Below are 22,174 nucleotides of genomic sequence, written 5' to 3'. Positions count from 1 at the left end.
CGTCTCCTATGCTGCCGCCAGCTGCGGCCTGAAAACAACGTCAACGCCATAGCTCGTTGAGTTGTAGGTGTTGGTTGGGAACAGGCTATCTGTGCCGTATGCGAACACACCGTTGCCGCCGATCGATGCCGACGACGGGGCCGTCAGAGGTCCGTTGGTGATCGCATTGGCCAGCAGGCCCGGATCGGCGGCGTAATGCCCGGGGGTGTGATAGGAGGCGACGTAGGTCGATCCCGGCATGATCGTCACGGGCGTGGCGAAATTGACTTGCTGCCAGCCATCAGCCGTTTCGTTGGGAAAGGTCGCAGTCGCCAGCAGAGTCCCGGTGCCACTCCAAAGACTCGCAACGTGAGTGCCCGTGTTTGAAGGTCCCTTGTAAAAGCGAAGACCGATGATATCGCCAGGGGTAGACGCCTGAAACTTGACGCCCAGTTCCACTGACTGTGGATCATTGGCCGCCACGATGGCGGGCTCCTGACTTGCGCTGAACAGGCGCACAGTCGTCGAAGACGCAGCGCTCACATTGAGAGCGACAAATGCATCGGCGATGCCACCATGGCCGTCGGAGATGCTATAGTTGAAGGACGCGGGTCCCGTGTAGCCGGCCGTCGGAGTGAAGGTCACGATGTTGCTTTGGGCGTTGTAGCTGGCGGCGCCATTCACACCGCCGCTCGCGCCCGTGACCGTGAGCGTGTCACCGTTGGGATCGGTGTCGTTGGCAAGCAGTGCTGAGCTCGGAATCCCGAACGGAACGTTCTGAGTAGCGTAGAAGCCGCTGTCGTTTGCTGCGACCGGCGACTGGTTGGGGCCGCCGCTCGAGCTGTTGAACACGACATCCACCCAGTAATTGCTCGCGTTATAGGTACTGGTCGGGAACAGATTGCTTGTTCCGTAGGTGTAAAGGCCATTGATGTTCGCAGGAGCCGTGAGCGGACCATTGGTGCGCGCGGTGGTGAAGTAGCTGGTGGTGGAGGCGTAATGGCCGTTGCTGTGATAGCTCGCGACGTAGGTGGTGCCGGCTGCAATGGACACGGGATTGCTGAACGTGACCGTCTGCCAGCCACTGCTGCTCTCGTTCGTGAAAGTCGCCGTCGCCAGCAGCGCGCCGGTGCTGCTCCACAACGAGCCCGTATGGGTGCCGGGGTCATTCGCGCTCTTGTAATATTTGATGCCGGTAATCGTTCCTGCCACGGACGACGTGAATTGCACTCCGAGGTTGACTTGGGAGGTGTCCGAACCCGATCGTATTGCCGGAGTATCGGTGCTCGAGAACAGGCTCACCGTCGAAGGAACTGCCGAAACTACGATATCGAATGTCTCGCTGCTGGTGAGGTTGCCGACATCGGCAGCAGAGACCGTAACGCTTAGCGTACCAACGTCCGCGGACGTTGGCGTGCCGCTGAAGGTACGAGTCTGAGCATTGAACGCGAGCCAGGCGGGAAGGGCTGAACCGCCAGCGCTTGCGGTGTAAGTGAGCGAGTCGCCGGAATCGACGTCGGTGAAGGTGCCGGCGGGCAACGTCAGCGAGAATGCCGAGCCCACGGTGACGGCTTGGTTGCCGGTCTGGACCGCCAGCACGGGCGCATCGTTGGCGCCATGAATGGTGACAGTAAGCGTGCTCGATGATGCGACGCCCGCGGCATCCCGCATCGTATAACTGAAGACATCAGTCAGCGTATTGGCCGACTGCCGCAAGGCTTGCACGGCTGCATCGTTCTCGTTCACCGTGTAGGCGAAAGCACCCGAGGCACCGAGCAAAAGAGTGCCGTGCGCGCCCGGGAGAGGTGTATCGAGCGTTCCGTTGGTCGAGCCGAAGCTGACTGCAGTGACGGTCTTGGTGTCGCCGGAATCGGGATCGGTATCGTTGGTCAGCACGTTGCCGATGGCGGACGAGCCGCCAGTGCCGTTGTTCGCCCCGCCCTTCTCGGTGGCATCCGCGGCGTCAGAAACCGCAACTGGCGGCGTGTTGTTGGCGGCGGAGGAGCCGTTGAAGACAACATCGACCCAGTAGTTGGAGGACTTGAAGGTATTCGTCGGGAACGCGCTTCCTGATGCGTAGATGTAGACACCGTTGCCGTCGGCCGGAGCCGTCAGCTGACCGTTGGCAAGCGATGTCGCGAAATAGTTCTGCGTGCCGGAATAATTGCCGTTGGTGTGATAGGAGGCGACGTAGGTGGCGCCTGCCGTGATGGCCACGGGATTGGAGAAGTTGACCTGCTGCCAGCCGCTGGCTGTCTCGTTCGTAAACGTGGCGGTCGCAAGCAGAGTGCCGGTCGAGTTCCAGAGATCCGCAATATGGGGACCGATGTTCAACGATCCCTTGTAGAAGCGCAAGCCGGTGATTGTCCCGTTGACGGATGCGGTAAACTTGACTCCGACTTCGACGGGGCTGGTGTCGCCGGAATTGGGGACGTTTGGCGCATCATTGGTGCCGAACAGACTCTGCGCGGAGGCCGGATAGTTGACCTTGAGCGACACCTGGCCGGAGCCGCTTTGGCCGCTCGTGTCCGTGATCGTGTAGGTGAAACTCGCCGCTCCGGCATAGCCGGCGATGGGGGTGAAGGTCACGGTCTGGTTCTGCGAATTGTAACTTACGCTTCCATTGGCGGCGTTACCGACGCTGGTGAGTGAGAAAGCCAGCCCGGACGCGTTGGTGTCGTTCGCGAGCAACGCTGATGCCTGAATGTTCAGCACACCATTTTGGCTAACGGTAAAGCCGCTGTCGGCGTTGGCTTGCGGCACGCTGGCGGCAGAGGAACCGTTGAAGACGACATCGACCCAGTAGTTGGAGGATTTGAAAGTACTGGTCGGGAACGCGCTTCCGGATCCGTAGCTGTAGACTCCGTTGGCGCCGGCCGGCGCCGTCAACTGGCCGTTGGCAAGCGATGTCACGAAATAATTCTGAGTACCGGAATAATTGCCGTTGGTGTGATAGGAGGCGACGTAGGTGGTACCTGCCGTGATGGCCACGGGATTGGAGAAATTGACCTGCTGCCAACCGCTGGCTGTCTCATTCGTGAGCGTGGCCGTAGCAAGCAGGGCTCCGGCCGAGCTCCATAGATTCGCAATATGAGGGCCGGTATTCGACGATCCCTTGTAGAAGCGCAGGCCGGTTATCGTTCCGCTCACGGATGCGGTGAACTTGACTCCGACTTCGATGGGGCTGGTATCGCCGGAATTGGGGGCGCTTGGCGCATCATTGGTGCCGAACAGGCTCTGCGCAGAGACCGGATAGTTGACCTTGAGCGAGACCTGGCCGGACCCGCTTTGGCCGCTCGTGTCGGTAATCGTGTAGGTGAAATTCGCCGCTCCGGCATAGCCGGCGGTGGGAGTAAAAGTCACGGTCTGGTTCTGCGAATTGTAGCTTACGCTTCCATTAGCCGGGTTACCGACGCTGGTAATCGAGAAAGCCAGCCCGGACGGGTTGGTGTCGTTCGCAAGCAGCGTCGATGCCGGAATGTTCAGCACACCATTTTGACTAACGGTAAAGCCGCTGTCTTCATGAGCTTGCGGCGACGTCAGGCCTGAATCGCTGAAAACGACGTCGACCCAGTAATTCGCGGCCCTGACATAGGAAACGTTGCCGGGAAAGACCGGGCTACTGCCATAGGCATAGACGCCGTTGAGGCTGCTACCGGGCGCGGTGAGCGCACCTTTCGTAAGGCCGTCATAGTCGATGAAGTAGTAGTCGGTCGAGGAATAGTGGCCGGTGTTCGTGTGATAGGAGGCGACATACGTGACGCCGGCCTGCACCGTGACAGGCGTCGCAAAATCAACCTGCTGCCAGCCGCTCGCGGTTTCGTTGCTAAAGGTGGCACTCGCAAGCAGCGTGCCGTTTGTGGTCCAGAGATCACCGATGTGGGTGCCGGTATTCTCGGGCCCCTTGTAGAAGCGAATCCCGGTGATCTTGCCCGACACGGCGGGCACGAATTTGACGCCAAGCTCAACTGCGCCCGAATCGCTGTTCGAGATCACCGCAGGCGCATCGGTCGGACTGAAGAGTGTCAGGCTGGAAGATGGTGTGACCGTGTAGCTAGTTCCTGCACCGGGTGTTTCCAAGTTCAGGCTGTCGTCGACCGCTCTGGTTTTGAGGGAATATGCCCCTTGAGCGCCTGTGACGAACGTGTACGACCACGTCACGTTCGCTGCGCCGACACTGCTGTTGGCCGGATGCCAGCTCGTTCCACCATCCGTGGAGATTTCGACACCGGCAATCTTTCCACCCGCATCAGTGGCCGTCCCCGTCACCGTGATCGACTGCCCCTCGGCAACACTGGCAGCCGAAAGATTGGTGATACTGGAGGTCGGCGCCGCAACGTCTGTCGACCGGATCGCGGCAGTCAAGCTCGCTTGCAGCGTCGCCGGCTGAACCCCCATGTCGGCGAAAAGGTTAACCATCGCCTGCTGGACATTGGGATCGACAGGCGTTGCCGGTCCGTCGTGGTCGCTAGCAAGCGCCCACGGCCAGTTGATTGAACCGGCCGAGAAGATCAGCGCGCCACTAACGGGATCCCGATGCAGAACGAGATTGTGGGTCGCCGTTCCTGCTCCGAACGTGTTGCCATAGTCGAGCAGATATTTTCCGTCCACGTTGACCGTAGAGGACGAGACACTGACCAACCCGGCTGGACGAAATCCGTTGTCCGGTGCGATGTCCCATTCAACGCCCAACAGGCCAGGTACGAGCGAAGCGGTCTGCCCGGCTGGCGTTTGCGCGACGGCCGTATTGCGCCAGAAGCGCAATTGAGTCATCGGGTACGGTATCGTGATCGTATCGTACCGAAATGCGTTGACCGCGAATAATGTACCGGTCAGCTGATTCGAGGGAAGAGGAGGACCGAACCTCGGGTCGGAGAAGTTGCCGGTCGCCTGTCCTGAGGGATCGATCAACGCATTTGCATGCGTATCCTTGTAGCTAATGAGTGTGCGGTTGGCTGTTCCGCTGCCATCGATGCTGGGCGCCAACCTCGTTTTCCAAAATATCTCGTTGGCTGTGAGAAACGCCAGGTTCACGCCGGCGTGCGCTGCGGCCTCTACGTTGGCGCGCTGAGCTTCGGTCCAATACTCGTCATGCCCCGCATCCATGAAGACCTTGTGATTGAGCAATAACGAGCCGTTTGTCGCAGCATCTATTCCGGAAATGTAAGAGACATCGTACCCGTTCTGCTCGAGCCAATAGATGGCCGCAATCTCGGCCGTGAACGGGGAGTCTCCCCCCTCAGAGAACGTTCCGGTGCCGTCACGCGTTACGAGGGGACGATTGTAACTGACCGCATACGCCGATCCATTGATGCCGGGGCCGTTCCCGAAATAGAGGTTGGCCCCTCCCCAACCGTTGTAGGCTTGCCAATCTTGATCACTTGTCTGGAGGACGATGTCGCTGTGCGACGCATCGTTCCTTATGATGAACGGAATCTGGAAAATCTCGGTGCCGTTGATGACGCTTGCAATATAGACGCCCGAGGCCGCATCGGTCGGGACGCTCCAGGAATCGGTTACGCTCCAGTTGCCGGCATCTACGAGACCGGTCGACGCGTCCCTTATTGGAGCGGGTTGGACGACCGCGGCTGCGGCCTGATGCTGCAGGCTCGTAACCAGTCTGGCACCATCGCCACCGTAATAGCCGAGCCGGTAGACATCGACGCGGTAGTTCGGGTTGCCGGTCAGGTTGTTGATCTTGAATTGGACCGTTCCCCCGACGTTGGTGCTGATTGCTGTCGCAAACCCCTGGGTCAGCGTCGAATTGTCGCCCGGCTGGATCTCCCAGACACTTCTCGGCGTCCCCGGCTTCTGATTTTCCAATACGGTGGGATTCGTGGGTGGATCCGAGACGATGGTGCCTCCCTGCCCATCGCTCTTGAAATTCCAGTTCAAATCCATCCCCGAGAACAGCAAGGTGACATTGCCCGCACCATTGCTGAAATCGACTGTGCTGATATTCGAGCTGTTGTCGTAATGGACGGTCGCCGACATCGACGTCGTGAAGGGTAGATCTTTCAGGTCGATGAGATTCCCGGGGGAAAGCGGCGCTCCCGGCGATGAACCCGCGATCAACCCGTGGAAGTTGGCCGACTGGTCGAGAACAAGTGTGCCAACTTCCGTGTCGAACGACACGGTTATGCCGGAGAACGATCCATTCAAGAACTGGCCGGAAACAGAACCTCCGATCTTCAGGATCGCCTGGTCGGAAATCTCGAAAGATCCAGTGCCGCTGACGTCACCCTTGAATTCCCCGATCGCAATGCGATCGCCAAGGAACGCTCCAACTTCGACAGTCCCATTGTTCAGTGCATCGCCTTCGACGATGAACGGCGAGCCGGCACCCAACGAAAGCGTGGCACCCGCATCGAGGACCAGGTTCCCAACATCAACACTGGCCGAACTGGTGACGACATACGTTCCTGCCGCATCAAGGAATGCAGACTCGGTCGCGCCCGGGAGGCCGGCGCTCCAGTTCGCCGCGACATTCCAGGCTCCGTCAGTCGGATAGGCCCAGTGAGTTGCGCGAGGGGTGGAAACCGATTGCGACGTCGGCGTCGCCTCGCTTGCCACAGACGGGAGCGTTGACGCCAAGCCTTTGTGACCGCTCGTCAAGGACGTCGAAGACAGCAGAGCGGACAATCGCGACTGGAAAGGCGCGGCGAAGAGACGGGGCATGACGCCGCGCAAGTCCGGCGGATCACCCGAGCAGGCCCGAGCCGTCTGCTCGACGAACGAGGCGTCATCGATAAGAAGGGGCAGAGTGGACAACCCGCTGACTGGCTGATCAACAAGCCGCGGAGCCCAGAAGCCAGGCGTGTCGATGCCCGCGAATGCATGCCGGATGGTCGATTCCTGCCAAAGGGCGGGAATGCCTTCCCCCGGAAAAACGGCCTGAGTTCCCCGGCCGAAGGCGCTCGCCTTTTGAAGCAGCATGGCCATACCGATTAAATAGATAGCCGCTTATAATATTTTAATTGTCTTTTAATTCGCAGTCAATTCAATGCGTGCACATTTAACGCGATTTCGAACATCCGGTAAGTAGCGCTATCGCGAAACGAATTGCGGCAGTCGCATGATTTCGCTCAGATATTTGCCGTAGCCGCTCTTCTCCAGCGGTTGCGCCAGCGCAAGAAGTTGATCGCGATTAATGAAGCCTAGTCTGAACGCAACCTCCTCAAGACAGGCAATCTTCATTCCCTGCCGCTTTTCCAGAGTCTGCACGAACGTCCCTGCGTCGATCAGAGATTCGACCGTGCCGGTATCCAGCCAGGCAAACCCCCGTCCCATGCGTTCGACGTGGAGCGCGTTGGCCGAAAGGTAACGCATCTGAAGATCGGTAATCTCGAGCTCGCCGCGCGCAGACGGCTCGACGCGACGAGCGTAGCGGACAACGCGATGGTCGAAAAAATAAAGCCCCGTGATTGCCCAGTTCGAAGCTGGCCGCCTGGGTTTCTCCTCGATCGACACCGGGCGGTCCGCCTCGTCAAACGCAACCACTCCATACCGTTCCGGATCGCGCACGTGATAGGCGAAGACCGTTGCGCCTTCTTCACGTCCAGCCGCCCTGGCAAGCAGTTCGCTCAGGCCGTCACCGAAGAAGATATTGTCCCCAAGCACCATCGCCACGCGATCGCTTCCGATGAAGTCGGCACCGACGATGAACGCGTCCGCGAGACCGGCGGGTCGGGCTTGCTCCGCGTAGTTGAGCCGGATGCCCCATTGGCTGCCATCTCCTAGCAATCGCTCGAACTGGCTCCGGTCCGAAGGCGTCGTAATAATCAGAATTTCGCGGATCCCCGCCAACATCAGCGTCGACAGGGGATAATAGATCATCGGCTTGTCATAGATCGGGAGCAACTGCTTGCTGACCACGCGCGTGATCGGATAGAGGCGCGTTCCGCTGCCGCCAGCGAGCACGATTCCCTTCAGCATCGGTTTCTCCTTCTTCGAGCAGCTGGTCCAGACAAGCTTCGAGTGAGTGACGCCAAGGTGCCAATCGAATCCCGAACACCCGTTCGGCCTTGGATGAGTCCAGGCGCGAGTTCCGAGGTCGACGCGCAGCGGTTGGAAACTCCTCGGTCGTAATCGCCTCGAGCGCCGGAATCCGCGCTCCACGACGGGAACGCTCGTCAAAGATTGCCTGCGCGAAATCGTGCCAGCTTGCCTCGCCTTGACCGGCGAGATGAAAGATGCCGGCCGTGGCCCTGCGATCGTCCGTTACTGACCGTTCGGCGATCCGGAGGACGGCCTCCGCGAGGTCGAACGCGTAGGTCGGATTTCCATGTTGGTCGCGGACAACCCTTACAATCTGCCGCGTCTCACATAGCCGCAGCATCGTCCGGACGAAATTGCTGCCATAGGGACTGTAGAGCCACGAGCATCTGATCACGGTCGCGAGCGGGTGCGCGGCCAATACAGCAGCTTCACCTGCAAGCTTGGATGCGCCGTAGACGTTCAACGGCGCCGGAATGTCGGTTTCGTCGTACGCGTCGGGCTTCGCACCGTCGAACACATAGTCGGTCGAGAGATGAATGAGTGGAATGTTCATCTGCCAAGCGACATCCGCCAATGCAGCCGCGCCGTCGCGATTGACGTTGAACGCCTTCGCCACTTCAGACTCGGCCTGATCTACCGCCGTATAGGCGGCAGTATTGATGATTGCGGAAGGGGCGATCGACGCGATGAGCTTGTCGATCCCTTCGCGGCCCTCTAGATCGAGCTCTGGGCGCCCGAGAGTCACCGCAGGCAGACCGCGCATTGCGGCAAGATCGCGAAGACACTTCGCCAATTGACCATTCCGTCCGGCGATGAGGATGGGGCGATTTGTCATCTTCACCTCAGCTTTGGGCGGCCAGGAGACCCAGACGCGAGCCGTCGTAGACACCGCAGCGGGCACGCTCCCACCATGTGCGGTTCTTGAGATACCATCCGACGGTTTCGGCCAGTCCCTGTTCGAAGGTTCTCTTGGGTTCCCAGCCGAGTTCGCGATGTGCCTTCGATGCGTCGATTGCATAGCGCGCATCATGCCCCGGACGATCTGGCACGAACGTGATGAGAGAACGTCTTGACCCGGCGCCCGGAGACAATCGATCCACAACGTCACAAATCCGGGTGACGACCTCCAGGTTGGATCGCTGGGCGTCTCCGCCGAAATTGTACTTCTCGCCGGGCCTTCCTTCGTACAGAAGTCTTATCAAGCCGGCGGCATGATCATCGACGTGAAGCCAGTCGCGAATGTTCCTGCCGTCGCCATAGACTGGCAGAGGCTTCCGGTCGATCGCATTGAGGATCGTCAGCGGGATGAGCTTTTCCGGAAACTGATACGGACCGTAATTGTTCGAGCAGTTCGATACGATAACCGGCAGGCCGTAGGTTCGAAACCACGCGAGTGCGAGGTGGTCCGAGGCGGCCTTGCTCGCCGAATAGGGGGAGCTCGGCTTGTAGGGCGTGTCCTCGCGAAACAAGTCGTCTGGTCCCAACGAGCCGTAGACTTCGTCTGTCGACACATGGATGAAGCGGAACTGCTTCCGCCTCGAAGACGGCAGACGTTCGTAGTAGGTTCTGGCAGCCTCCAATAGCGTGTAGGTGCCAACTACATTGGTATTGACGAAGGCGTCGGGCCCGTTGATCGAGCGGTCGACGTGGCTTTCGGCGGCCAGATGTATGATCGCATCCGGCTCATATTCGGCGAACGCATAATCCATGGTCTCGCGATCGCAAATGTCGGATTGCAGGAACGCATAAGTCTCCAGCCGCTCGATGCTCGCGAGCGAAGCCAGGTTGGCCGCGTATGTCAACTTGTCGACGTTGATCACTGCGGCACCCGTCTGTAAGGCCAAACGGCGACAGACCGCAGAACCGATAAAGCCCGCTCCGCCGGTCACCAAGATACCCATACTACCCGCCTCCACTAGTCGAAAACGCAACCGAGCTGGCTGAGCGCAGGAAGGGTCTGGTCCTTCGGCGACACCTGGGCCTCTGAGATCGTCACGGGCCACTCGATCGCTAACGTCGGATCAGCCCAATAGACACCACCGTCGTGGCTCGGGGCGTAGACCTGGTCGACCTTGTACAAGACGACGGTCTTGGGCTGGAGCGTACAGAAGCCGTGCGCAAACCCCTTCGGAATGAAGACCTGCTCACCGCTCTCGCTATCCAGCTGGATGGCGATGTGCTTGCCGAAGCTAGGCGATGAACGCCGAAGATCGACTGCAATATCGAGAATCGCCCCGCACAATACCCGTATCAACTTCGCTTGCGCGAAGGGCGGCCGCTGGAAATGCAGGCCGCGCACCGTGCCGATCCGATCCGAACTGGACTGATTATCCTGAACGAAGTCATGGAGAATTCCCTTCTCCGCAAAAGCCGATCGCTGAAACGTCTCGCAGAAGTAGCCGCGAGCGTCGGAAAACCGATCTGGGCGAATGACTTTGACATCCGGGATCGCCAAGGATCGCAGTTCCAACATTGGGTACCCTCCTGCCCGCTCCAAATTCGGATCGGGCTTCGATGCGGTGAACCATAATCCCCGATGGGATTAATTTCTCGCCCTCTCAATCCAGCCCTGAATGCTCGTGTTATTTTCGTCAGAAGGCGTCGCACCAAGCGTAAGCTACGGAAATATCGTCGAATTCACCAACATCCGCTCAAGCAGAACCGCATCGTCGCGATTTTCAAGCTCGGCTCAATTAATATCCAGTTTATTTAATTTGGCAAGGAGATTTTTATAAGGTATATAATCCATCACCCTTCCGCAGGCCTCATTAAATGCTGGTATGCGGGCGGGACGCCGCAACGTGACCCACCGTCGGACAGGTACGTGATGCTCCAGAACAATCTTCAACACACGGATAGAATGCGGCTGCCGGTGACCGGGCTGGCTCAACCCGCCCAGGCAGACGGTGGAGGAATCACCGATGTCATCAATTTCGCCATCGGGCTCCTACGGCGGCAGTATCTCGTGATCCTTGTCACTGCCGCGCTCGCCACTGCGGCCAGCCTGCTCTATCTCCGTTTGGTCTCGCCAACCTATACGGCGCAGGTTCAGATCCTGTTGGCCAATCCAAGGCCTCAATTTGTCCAGCAGCAATCACTGCTCGCCGAGCCGGCTTTCGATCTCAGTCAAATCGAGACCCAGCTTCAGCTCCTGAGATCGAAAGCCACTGCGGTCGCGGTAATCGACCAGTTGAAACTGACCGAGGATCCGGATTTTAGTGCGTCCGGCCTATCTTTACAGTCGCTCTGGCAACGCGTTCGGTCATTGGCCTCGACTGGATCGAAGAAAGATGCGCCACCCGAGACGCATGGCGAACCGTCGGACACTCTCGTAGACGCATTCCTCAGCCGGCTTTCCGCCGGACGCGTCGGGTACAGCAACGTCATCGAGATCAGTTTCAGTTCGAGCAACGCAGCCCGAGCCGCGGAGATCGTCAACGCGGTAGCCAATACTTATGTTGCAGACCAGCTCAATGCAAAATTCGACGCCAATCGCAGGGCAACGAGCTGGCTGCAGGAGAGGCTGCGCGATCTCGGCGATCAAGCCCTCGCTGCGCAACGTGCAGTCGACGTCTACAAAACCCAGAACAACATCGTTTCTCTGGATGGAAAGCCCATCGACGAGCAACAGATCACGGAAATCAACAATCGATTGGCCGCTGCACGTGCCCAAACATCTGAAGCCACGGCCAAGTTGGCTCGCTATGACACTCTCCTTGCCGTCGATCCGAAGAAGCCGTCCTCGATAGACAATCTGGATGCCATCGGGACCGACGCGCTCAACAGCCAGATCATCACGGGGTTGCGCCAGCAATATCTGGAGCTCACCAGACGCGAGGCCGAGCTGGCGGCCAGGGTCGGTCGCGACCACTTGGCAGTCGTCAACATCCGGAACCGCGCGCGAGAGTTCCGCGTCTCCATCTTCGACGAAGTCAGGAGACTTGCCGAGGTCAGCCGCAATGAATTCGAACTCGCCAAGCAGCGCCAGGAAGAAATCGAAAAGCAGTTATCGAAAGCCGTGTCGCAGTCCCGTTCGGTCAATTCTGCTGAACTGACCATCAAGGATCTGGAAAGCCGAGCAAAGGGCTTGCGTAGCCTGTACGAGACCTTCCTGCAGCGTTACATGGGCTCCGCACAGCAGGAGACATTTCCCACCTCGGACACGCGGGTACTTTTTCCGGCTTCGCCGCCGGCGAGCAAGAGCAAGCCAAAGACCAGGTTGGTGTTGGCGCTTGGCATTCTCGGCGGTCTCGCGCTGGGCGTCGGCTTGGCGCTCCTCAGAGATCTCATGGACCGTGTCTTTCGGACCTCCTCACAAGTGGAAACCGTGTTGGAGTTGCCTTGTCTATCTTTGGTCCCGCTGTTGCCGGCCCGCAAATCTGCGAAGCTACCAGTCCGCCTCCAGAAAACCGATGATGATGTTCAGCAACGGATAGTCTCGTCTCCAACCGCAATTCATCGCACCGTGGTCGGAATGCCGCTATCTCGATACACCGAGGCAATTCGTTCCATCAAGCTGGCCATCGACCACAATCCAGCGAAGATCTCCTCCCAAGTGATCGGCATTACCTCTGCTTTACCGAATGAGGGGAAGACCACGATTGCAGCCTCGCTCGCGCAATTGATCGGGCACACCGGCAAGAGAGCCATCATCGTAGATTGCGACCTCCGGAATCCCTCACTCTCTGCACTCTTTGCACCCAAGGCGGCCTGTGGAATCATCGAAGTTGCAAACGGCAGCCGGTCGCTCTCCGACGCCATCTGGCGGGACCCGACGACCAATCTTGCATTTCTACCTGCCGTGCGGCGGGGACCTCTGCTTCACACCAGCGAAATTCTTTGCGCCGACGCGATAAGCAAGCTGTTCGACCGTTTACGCGCCGAGTATGACTACGTCATCGTCGACCTTCCTCCTTTGACCCCGTTGGTCGACGTTCGAGCCACTTCATCTCTGATTGACTGCTACATTCTCGTTGTTGAATGGGGCCGGACCAAGATAGATGTCGTGCAACACGCACTGCACACGGCACCAAACATTCGCGAATCGCTGATCGGGGCAGTTCTCAGCAAGACGGACACTAAGGCGATGGCTCGATATGACGGTCATCGGAGCTACTATTATCATGATAGCCATTACATCCGTTATGGTCTTTCTGGCTCCTGAGGCCGTCTCCTAGCGGCCTGCACGTATCCGTGCCTGCGGGTCCAACGGAGTGGCCGCACCACACGACGGTGTTTTACATGATGGTCCGGCTTGTCATATTAGCCGAGTTGGTGGCGATTACCGCGGCGTTCGCAATGCCGGAAAGCCTGCAAGGCTGGGTGCTGGCATCGCTGGTACTTGCAGCAGCGGCCCTGGTGGTCGCGATCTTTCCATCGCCCTCCTCCCTCGGGCTCGCCAGACTGCTCCGGCCCGGTCTCGTCGTTGTACTCGCGGCTCCGGCGCTCTGGATGGCGTTGCAGGCAGTGCCCACGCCGATGGGCAAACTCGGCAATCCCATTTGGGCGACTGCATCGGCGGCCTTGAACGAGCCCCTCGCCGAAAAGATCACAGTCGATACCGCGGCGACCATTTTCGCGCTCGCGCAGTATTGCGCCGTGCTCGCCGCAGCCCTCATCACTGCCGTCATCTCGCTTGACCGCTATCGCGCAGCGCAAGTCCTGCATATTCTGCTGTCGATAGCCACGATTGCTACGGTCATGTGGTTCGACAAGGAGGCGACCGGTGCCGCCGGGCCCGATGGCTCGACCGTCGCAGTGCTCGGTGTCCTACTCTCCTGGGCGACGGGAATACGTGCGGTCGATCAGCTACTGCGACACAGTCGGCCAGGAGCGATTGCGCCAGCCCCGCTCCCCGCTCTGTCCGCCGCGATCATCGCAATGATTATCTGCATGGCCGCGTTGCTCATTCGGGCCAACTCAGCTGCAGTCGTTGCCGCTCTCCTCGGATCGGGAATCTTGCTCTCGGTGTTCGCTATTCGCAGGTGGTTCCTGGGCTTGTGGGGTACTGCTGGCGTTCTCGCAACCGCCGCGATCGTCTTCATCGCCACCGTTACGGTCATTCCCTTCAGAACGAACACCGATCTGACGATCGCCCTGTCGACGAGCAGTCAGGCCGCAACAGAGCGGATGCTACAGGACGTCGGACCGGCGGGATCCGGCGCGGGTGCTTCGACGGTGCTCTTGCCGATTTACCAGGACGCTGGAGCCGGCACCTCGCGAGAAAGGCCAACCGCCGCCGCCGCGATCGTTATAGACATGGGGTGGGCCTTCCTTTGCGGACTCGTGGTTGTTGCAATGCTCGGCGCTTGCATTCTGATCAGGCGCTCTCTGTCACGTACCTACGACTACGTGTTCCCAGCCCTGGGCGCCGGCGCTTCGATTGCAGTGACGATACTGGCCTTTTCTGACCATGGAATTCTGGGTTTGAGCGCATCGCTTCTGGTCGCTGCGCTTTTTGGGCTGGCGTTCGGTCAAAGCGTCCCCGGCGCAGGACGTGACGCCATATCCTCGGAATTGAAAGGGGCCGCCGACCAGATCGCAGTTCAAGCACCGGCGTCTCGTCGAGGGTTCGCGTCAGCATTCGTCTCCGTGTGGCCCCGCGTTACGCTGGTGGTGCTTGGAATAGCGCTGATCATGCAGGCAGTATGGATGGTCCTCCCTGAGCTGTATCTCGGTGGACGATCGTCAGTTGTGTCGACTGCAGCAGCATGGCCGAACGGGATATCGAGACCGGTTTCGGTTACGGCAGCGCGTGAAGACTTATGGATCCGAGGGGGATCGAGATTCAGCTGGGATTCGGCTCTGGCTGCGGACGACCAAGGGACGGCTGCTCCAGTTACTTCGAGCGCGTTTGCCCGTGCATTGCGCTCTTCGCCGCTCCGGGGTGACATTTGGCTCATGCTAGCGGCGAGGTCGAAGCACAATTCGCCCCAGTCCAGCACGGCGGCGATGCTCAAAATGTCGTACTACACTGCGCCCAATGATCTGGATCTGCTTCCGCTACGCGTATCCGTCGCGCTCGCTACAGATGCCGTGGTACGGGAGCCTGAGTTTCGTGAATTGATCAAGCGGGACGTCAGCCTCGTCGTTAGACATCGGCCTGGCCTCAGGCCAGCGCTTGTGACCGCGCACCGGTCAGCCTCGGCCGACGGGAAGGCCTATCTCGAAGGCCTGATATCGGAACTGGATCCGACGTACCTGGACCAAGTACGCGCGCGTAATTCCCGACAGGGCTCTCGATAAAAATCCCGAGAGCGGGCGATTTTTTGCCCAGCAGGCGGATCCGGCGCCAAAGGCAGCGCACGCAGATTAAATTGCAGGAACCGCGATTTCCACTTGATAAACTCGGTTAATTAATAATAAATTAAATATTAAATTGCAGGGCCCCGACAATGAATTTCGTGAACCGACATTTCCCCGATCGGGAGGTTACGGATCGTGTCAGTCCCGAGCCGGCACTATCCCGCCAGCACAAATGGCCCCTCCGTTATGACGCGGTCGAGCACGTGGTGCTCGGTGCGGATATTGCGACCGTTCTATTTGCGAGCATCGTTTCTATATTGCTGTACCAAGCTCAGAATGGGCAAGCCGGGACCGATTTGGGCGACGCACTTGGCATGGCGCTGGTCAGCGCAGCTTGTCTCGTTTGCTTGCTCAAGATCCACGGCCTCTATCAGCCAGTCGAGCTCCTCGTCCTCCGGAATCAGATACGCGCGGTCTGTCTGGCTTGGACGTCATCGGTGCTTTTCATTTGGGCGGTGTACGGCTTTGCAACTCGCCCGGGAGCCCCACAGCACGCAGGCCTGCTCTTCGCCGTCATGGGTCTGGGCTTGCTTTTGGCCGAGCGTTGGGGAGTCAAGGTGCTTCTCGGAAGGGCACTGAGTGGCAGGAGGTTCGCCAATACAAATATTGTTCTGATCAGCGATCAACCGTTGTCGAAGAACGTGGGATTGTCCGAAACCCTGTCAATGCACGGGTATTCCGTCAAGGGACGATTCAGCTTGCCTCCGTTTGGCTTCGGTCCTGCCTGCCGAAGGCGGCTCACGGCTCGCGTCATCGACCACATTCGCACTTGCCAACTCGACCAGGTGGTGGTGGAAGCTGACCCGGAGCGATGGCCCGAACTGCGAGCCTTTGTTGCCGATTTGCGCGTTTTGCCGTTCCCGATCATATTCGTGCCCGTCGGCACGACATCCGAATTGCTTCGACACCCCAAGCGGAGCCTTGGAAGTGCCGTTTGTGTAGAACTCCAGCGTGGCCCCCTCACGCCGCTGGAGTGCGCGATCAAGCGGATGATCGATGTTGTCGGCGCGGGCCTCGCCTTGGCGGTACTCGCCCCGCTGCTTGCGCTGACTGCAGTCGCGATCAAGCTGGATTCTTCCGGCCCCATTTTCTTTCGGCAGCACCGCTGTGGCTTCAACGGCCGCACCTTCTTGATCCACAAATTCCGGACGATGCATGTGCTCGAGGACGGGCCAGCAATCCTTCAGGCCAACCGCGCCGATCGACGCGTTACCCGCGTCGGCAAATGGCTGCGCCGGACGAGCTTCGATGAACTGCCACAGCTGTTAAATGTTCTCGACGGCAGCATGTCGCTGGTGGGCCCGCGTCCTCATGCCGTGGCTCACGACGGTGAATTTGACAAGCTCGTGCGAAACTACGCGCTTCGCCGCCGGGTCAGGCCAGGATTGACCGGCTGGGCTCAAGTCCATGGCTGCCGCGGCCCCACCCCCACAGCAGTCATGGTCGAAACACGTGTCCAATATGATCTCTGGTACATCGACAATTGGAGTCTTGGGCTGGATCTCGCAATCATGCTGCGGACCCCCGTGGAGGTACTGCGAGGACGCAACGCCTACTAGAGCATGGACTCATGGGTGCTGCGCCGGCTTGCTGGCTGTTACAATCCCACCATCACAGCTTACGCCCGCTGACGAAGCTTCGGACCCTGTTCGCCGATGCGAAACTCCTCAATTCTCCGGCCAGACTTCATTGCGGCAACCAACCACCGTGGCCGTTTGCCACGCCCAGACCAGGTCTCGGACGTCTGCGGATTCCGATACTTCGGCAGCACCTGAGGATATTTACGTCTCGGCTTGCCGGTCGAAGATACGCCTGCCCGGCTCGAATCCGCCAAAACGGCCATCCCGCCCCCAAGTGCCGCCAGGCGCTTTTCCAGCTCGTTCTTTTCCGCCTTGATCCGGTCAGACAGAATTCCGCTAATTTTCTCATGAAGCGACCAGAGATCGTCGAGGGACATCGTTTCTAATTCGGGTTTCTTAGCTGACATGCTCTCACCGTGTAGTTGCGCCCAATTCAATATTGCCCCTGCCGACATATTAATCAAGACAGAGAACCGGATTATCCCAAGACAATACGTGGAACCGAACTGGAACTCGCGCTCCAGATAACCGGGTCGCGGTTAGTAATCAAGCCGAGAAAATGAGCGAGCCGCATAATTTAACTGCGGACAGGAAATTCTGCACGTCCTACTTGCGGCGAGGGAACCGCTCAAGCGTCGCTAACAGAGAGGGATTAAGCTAGCCGCCCGAACAACCTGCCCCGCCGCAGCCTCGATTTGAGATGCCGGCGGCCGCTTTTCCTTTGTGCGGGCAGCCCTATCGCCGTCCCATAACGCAGACGGGAGCGAATAACCTCGATATCCCTCAGCGCACTCCGTCTCAGCTCGATTTGGAGCCTCAGGCCCTGAATGTCCGACAATGCAGCCGTGGGAGCCACGAACCGGCGGACTGAATCCTGAAGTCGCTCAAGAGGATACTCGATCAAGACTACGCCTCCTCTACTCGCCCTCAGCAAGCTTCTTACCTGCCGAGACCAATTAATAAAATAATCGTCGCAATAATTATTAAATAATATATAATAAATTTATTGTAGGGTCCAATTTCAGCGCTGACTTCGGTCAACATTCATTCGCCACTCGGACGTGAAGAATGGATAGATGGTCAGTCGAACGGTGACGAGAAATGCTATGCGAAGGCAAGATCTCGAAGCCATGGATTTTGAGGAACTTTGGCTCCTTCACGAGGAGCTGACGAAGATTCTCGCCGAAAAGATCACCGCCGAAAAGCGGGAACTGGAAAAGCGTCTTGCGCAACTCAACCAGCCGGATCAATTCGGCGAAGCCGAAAGCGGGGCGGCTGAGGCGGGGACAGGCCAGCCGCCCCGTCGCAAATACCCGAAGGTCGTGCCGAAGTACTACAACCCGCTCCAGCCAACAGAGACCTGGTCAGGTCGCGGCAAGCAGCCCCGCTGGCTGGTCGCCGCCCTCCAATCAGGCCATACGCTGGAGGAGTTCAGAATCCGCGAGAACGGCGAATCCTCCGAACGGAAGGCTGGCGGCCGAGAGCATTCCTAGCTCTGCGCGACTGAACGCACCTCGGGTCGGCCGAGAATGTTCAGCCCTGCGGATTCCGGGCAGCCGCCTACCCACCTTGAGCAGGTAGCGGATCGAAAACTCGCTCTGCCAAGAGGCCTGCCGCCACAATCTCTCGAAAGCGCTCGTATGGCGGTCGCAGGCCCTAAAGCGCGATGAGATTTGGATGAATCGTCATCGCGCTTCAGGTTGTTGATTACGCATGATCTTTCCGGAAAACCGCTTCGCACTTTTCCGGATCATGCTTTAGACCTTTCCTGCACGAACTGCGGTCGCCGCATTCAACAGAAACTGCAAGGTGCTCGCTCTTGGCACCGACCACAATCCACGTCGGTTCGCGCCGGGTCTTGTCGAGGCGGTGGTCGCCTCCCTGCGATAATTTCCGAGGTCCAGAACGTTCATCGCCAGAAGAGGCACGCGTGTGGCCGGAAAGCGTGCTTGCATCAACTGTCGCATGAACTGCAGGCGGGGAATCAGTCGGGAGCGCAACGCGTGCGGAATCTCGACGCCAAGCAGCTCAGCAAGAGCGAACAGCTGGGTTTCAACCGCGTTCTTCATCAATTCGCCCGAGACAAGAGAGGAAAGCTCTCCCCAATCGAGGCCCTCATCGGAATTGACTAGATCGCGCAATTCAACAAGGTGCCGCAGATCGAGGTCGCCGAGCCAATAACCATAGTCTTGAAACTGATCATGGATGATCAACATGAGCGCTCGGTAGGTAGGCGTGGGGATATACACGCGCCCCCGTCCCAGCGGCGCTGGGACGCAATGGTTCAGCGCATGCCCGAAGCTCTGGTAAAAATATGCAGGACCTGGAGCTGCCTGCTGCAGGTCGATGGTCCCGACATCCTGCGACCGATTCAGGTCGACGTGCCATCTCTGGCTTTCGGGAGGGGTCTGATGGTCAATATCGTAACCAATTGCACAGAGAGCGGCGACCGCCATTCCGGCTTGGTCTGGCATAACCATAATGTCCAGATCGGACATTAGCCGAACGCCTCGTCGCTCCTCGGGCGCGGTCGCCAGCGTCGATGCTCCCTTGAGCATGATCGGCGTAATTCCCAGGCCGTTCATCGCAACGACGGCCTCCTCCAGTTGAACGACGAGGCGATTGTTGCGCAGCACGTTTCGGCGGTGAATATGACGAATATATGCGCAGACGTCGTCCGGCAGCATCGACGCAAATTTGTCGACGAAGTCGATGAGAGCCGGCGTCGTCAGAGTCTGATTTGCGAGCCCGATTACGGACGTCCACTCTATATCGACTGGTGGCATGCCTCGCAAGCAATTGCAGAGGCTCGTGAGCGCGCTGCTATGCCTTGCCATGGCACAACTCCATAAGCAAGCGCCGAGCCTCCACGGCCTCGCAGTAGGTGAGTTGAAGCGATCGCGCGCCCGCGACAATCCGCTTTAGAGCGAAGAAGCCGGCCTGCGACAGTCTTCCGTCAGCAGCAAATGCGTTCTCGATGAGCCGCTTCATCGAATCCAACTGATCTATCGCGGTTAGTTCGGCCGGACCGCTCGCGACCCGGTTCAAGAAGATGATCCAGCTTGCGGACACGCATTGGTTCTGCGCATCCGGAATGGGTACGTACCGCACCCGCACGCCGTCGGAGCGGCAATGTGTCGCGTCGTAACGGTCGCCATGTAGTCGCGAGAGCAAGTCCCACGATCCCTCCTTGAGGGTGAGAGCAAACGGGATTCCACAGATCGTTCCGTCAGCGCCGACCAGCGCAACGTCATCGCCGGCGTAGCGAAATCCGGCGTCCACCAGCTGCAGTGTGAGGGTAGACTTTCCAGCCCCCGGTTGGCCGCATAACAGCAGGCCCATGCCGTCTTTCACGAGAGAAGCGGCGTGAAGCGAGAAGACCCAACGATTGCTCCGAATAAGCCGCTCGGTGACGTGAGCTTTGATGGTCGGGGCCAGTGCTTCGACTTCACATCTGGAGATGCTGGAATTCTCTCCGCGCAAGAGCACTTGCTCGTCCAGCATCATTGCCTCGATCGCGATGTCGCCGTCGCCGCCCTGGTCCGAAGCACAAAACGGCGAAAGCAGCCGTCTCAAGAGGTCCCGATTTGTCGCCCGGACGCTTATTCTGTGTCGACCTAGATTCGCTGAGAAGGCGCAATCGGTCGGCATTCGCCAATCGACTTCGAGCAACGCTCGATCGATCCAGACGTCTACGACCTGTCGCGTGAACCGGCGTGCCGCGTGCTCGTCGATGCCCAGCGCCCCAAGCCCCTGATAGACGTCTTCCAGAGAGGCGCCTTGCGCCAACTTGCACCAAATGAACGCCCCTACTCGGTCGAGTTCAAAGATCTTCTGCCCTGCTTCGCTGAACAGCATTGATCGACCGTCCAGCAGCGCGAACACTGCATCCGGAGCCGGTCTCAACACCATCTCTGCCGACGATCTTTCCAGCACGGCCTCAACCAACGTGAACAAATCTGCCTCGCCCTGTACCGGCGAGGCGGCGGCAGCGTCCGGGATGCGCTGTTGTCGCGGCACCCGACAAACGGACGGCCGCCGCCTGCGACATTCAGTTTGGCCCGGCCTGCGACGCTGCGATTGCCCGTTCAGCCGAACACACGCCGCGCGGTCGGGCTCGTTTCGAAGTGACAATCCGGTCGGTCATGCCGCGAGCTGACCGTCCTTGCCCCCTTCTTGCGGAGGAATGTTCAACACCTGCTCTCCAGGAAGGCTCGCTCTCGCGATCAACCGATGAGCATCCAACAGGTACCGATAAGCTTCGCGATCGGCACTCCGTTCTCTCAGAATGCGCTCCTTCTCGCCGATGCTTAGCAACTCCGCGCGCATCTGAGCCAGCCGCGGTGTCTCCGAGGTGAGGTTGTACCTGCTAAGAATAAATTCCCACATCGTCTCCTCCAGCCGAAGAAACTTGGACGAGTTTAGCTTACGTGATCGGCAGCAATTAACAACGAGATTTACGTATTTAGGTTATAATCAAAATTTGTTTCATATTTGAACCTCGGCGCGACCATTCAATACCACGAACAGACTGCAGCACGCACCGAACCGATGCCGAGAATGGGGCCGGTGAAGCCCACTAGAAGAAGCTGACATTTTCGGTGATGCATCGCATCTCGCAGCACCGCGCAAAAAAATAAATCGGTCGAGAGTCGCAAATCAGACCGACAACGCAAATTTTTATTTGCACATTAAATGTAAACAGAGAATATTAACGAACTGCACCGAGGGGAGTGAAACTAGTGATGCGATTGGCTGATCTGTCCGTCGAGAGGAAGATAATGGTTTCGTTGCAGGGGGAACATTCCGCACGAAGTCGCGGGGATTTCGACACGACAATTGTTGGTGGCCTCCCAGAAGCTTTCGGTTGAGGTCGGAATATCATTCAGGATTGCCGAGCCAAAGCCGGCGGTATCCAAGAATTCGCCAAGCAGGAATCCGGTCGGTTGGAGTAGCGTCGTCACGAGCAAGTTGCCCTTTGCTCGAACAACGACCCCAGGTGCGATGCCCCCCCAAGTAACCCGCACCGACGAAAGCGCACTCCAGCCGACCGGCCCTTTTACCTGACAAATACGCATTTCAGGGAGACTCGTATGGGCATGATCATGGTCAAGTGTCCGCAAACCGGTCGCGCGATTTCTACCGGCATCAAATCCGATCGCGAGACTTTCCTGCGGAGCATCGTGTTCTTCGGCAATACTCGTTGTCCGATCTGTCAGGCCGATCACAACTGGTTCGCCCGCGAGGCCTGGGTCGAAGAGCCAATCGTCCGGACGGTGGAGATCCTGCGGGCGGCTCCTTCGTGCTGACGC

At 58.7% G+C, this 22,174-nt stretch carries 15 protein-coding genes; 5 read left to right on the top strand and 10 right to left on the bottom strand.

Annotated features, from left to right (window positions below; genetic code table 11):
- Positions 1-6: 6 nt before the first annotated feature.
- The 5 genes from ACVIIV_RS17470 to rfbC form a co-directional block, all read right to left on the bottom strand.
- Positions 7-6,915 (bottom strand): DUF4082 domain-containing protein, encoded by a 6,909-nt coding sequence (locus ACVIIV_RS17470; RefSeq protein ID WP_456745252.1) that lies wholly within the window; start codon positions 6,913-6,915, stop codon positions 7-9.
- Positions 6,916-7,026: 111 nt separating this feature from the next.
- Positions 7,027-7,914 carry a glucose-1-phosphate thymidylyltransferase RfbA gene (rfbA, locus tag ACVIIV_RS17465; RefSeq protein ID WP_456745251.1) on the bottom strand — a complete coding sequence of 296 codons (888 nt, stop codon included), beginning with the start codon at positions 7,912-7,914 and terminating at the stop codon, positions 7,027-7,029.
- Positions 7,823-8,812 (bottom strand): dTDP-4-dehydrorhamnose reductase, encoded by a 990-nt coding sequence (gene rfbD / locus ACVIIV_RS17460; protein ID WP_456745250.1) that lies wholly within the window; start codon positions 8,810-8,812, stop codon positions 7,823-7,825. The genes rfbA and rfbD overlap by 92 nt, the downstream gene beginning before the upstream one ends.
- Before the next feature lie 7 nt (positions 8,813-8,819).
- Positions 8,820-9,878, bottom strand: a complete 1,059-nt coding sequence (rfbB, locus tag ACVIIV_RS17455) for a dTDP-glucose 4,6-dehydratase (RefSeq protein ID WP_456745249.1) — start codon at positions 9,876-9,878, stop codon at positions 8,820-8,822.
- Positions 9,879-9,892: 14 nt separating this feature from the next.
- The gene (gene rfbC, locus ACVIIV_RS17450; protein ID WP_456745248.1) at positions 9,893-10,450 is read right to left on the bottom strand and encodes a dTDP-4-dehydrorhamnose 3,5-epimerase; all 558 of its coding nucleotides are present in this window, start codon (positions 10,448-10,450) and stop codon (positions 9,893-9,895) included.
- Positions 10,451-10,804: 354 nt separating this feature from the next.
- Here rfbC and ACVIIV_RS17445 point away from each other — a divergent pair, with 354 nt between their 5' ends.
- The 3 genes from ACVIIV_RS17445 to ACVIIV_RS17435 all read left to right on the top strand — a co-directional run bounded on the left by ACVIIV_RS17445 (position 10,805) and on the right by ACVIIV_RS17435 (position 16,841).
- Entirely contained in the window at positions 10,805-13,141 is a 2,337-nt protein-coding gene (locus ACVIIV_RS17445) for an AAA family ATPase (protein WP_456748761.1), read from the top strand.
- Between the two features lie 77 nt (positions 13,142-13,218).
- Complete coding sequence (locus ACVIIV_RS17440; protein ID WP_456745247.1) at positions 13,219-15,222, top strand: hypothetical protein; 2,004 nt, start codon at positions 13,219-13,221, stop codon at positions 15,220-15,222.
- 149 nt (positions 15,223-15,371) lie between these two features.
- Entirely contained in the window at positions 15,372-16,841 is a 1,470-nt protein-coding gene (locus ACVIIV_RS17435; protein ID WP_456745246.1) for an exopolysaccharide biosynthesis polyprenyl glycosylphosphotransferase, read from the top strand.
- 59 nt (positions 16,842-16,900) lie between these two features.
- Here the strand turns inward: ACVIIV_RS17435 and ACVIIV_RS17430 are convergent, their stop codons facing one another.
- Positions 16,901-17,269: an H-NS histone family protein gene (locus ACVIIV_RS17430; protein ID WP_456745245.1), complete on the bottom strand. Its 369-nt coding sequence runs from the start codon at positions 17,267-17,269 to the stop codon at positions 16,901-16,903.
- 699 nt (positions 17,270-17,968) lie between these two features.
- Between ACVIIV_RS17430 and ACVIIV_RS17425 the strand changes: the two genes are divergently transcribed.
- The gene (locus ACVIIV_RS17425) at positions 17,969-18,355 is read left to right on the top strand and encodes an H-NS histone family protein (protein ID WP_456745244.1); all 387 of its coding nucleotides are present in this window, start codon (positions 17,969-17,971) and stop codon (positions 18,353-18,355) included.
- Between the two features lie 264 nt (positions 18,356-18,619).
- Here the strand turns inward: ACVIIV_RS17425 and ACVIIV_RS17420 are convergent, their stop codons facing one another.
- From ACVIIV_RS17420 to ACVIIV_RS17405, 4 genes are all read right to left on the bottom strand, one after another.
- Complete coding sequence (locus ACVIIV_RS17420) at positions 18,620-19,699, bottom strand: nucleotidyltransferase family protein (protein ID WP_456745243.1); 1,080 nt, start codon at positions 19,697-19,699, stop codon at positions 18,620-18,622.
- Complete coding sequence (locus tag ACVIIV_RS17415; RefSeq protein WP_456745242.1) at positions 19,686-20,819, bottom strand: serine/threonine protein kinase; 1,134 nt, start codon at positions 20,817-20,819, stop codon at positions 19,686-19,688. Before ACVIIV_RS17415 ends, ACVIIV_RS17420 begins: the two co-directional genes overlap by 14 nt.
- A 186-nt stretch (positions 20,820-21,005) precedes the next feature.
- Positions 21,006-21,251 carry a hypothetical protein gene (locus tag ACVIIV_RS17410; protein ID WP_456745241.1) on the bottom strand — a complete coding sequence of 82 codons (246 nt, stop codon included), beginning with the start codon at positions 21,249-21,251 and terminating at the stop codon, positions 21,006-21,008.
- A 350-nt stretch (positions 21,252-21,601) separates the two neighbouring features.
- Positions 21,602-21,940 (bottom strand): hypothetical protein, encoded by a 339-nt coding sequence (locus ACVIIV_RS17405; protein ID WP_456745240.1) that lies wholly within the window; start codon positions 21,938-21,940, stop codon positions 21,602-21,604.
- Positions 21,941-21,955: 15 nt separating this feature from the next.
- Here ACVIIV_RS17405 and ACVIIV_RS17400 point away from each other — a divergent pair, with 15 nt between their 5' ends.
- Positions 21,956-22,171: a hypothetical protein gene (locus ACVIIV_RS17400; protein WP_456745239.1), complete on the top strand. Its 216-nt coding sequence runs from the start codon at positions 21,956-21,958 to the stop codon at positions 22,169-22,171.
- Positions 22,172-22,174: the final 3 nt, after the last annotated feature.

It is taken from the genome of Bradyrhizobium sp. USDA 4354, assembly GCF_054060315.1.
Note: the sequence above shows the minus strand (reverse complement) of the source record. Positions and strands in the feature narration are given on the sequence as shown.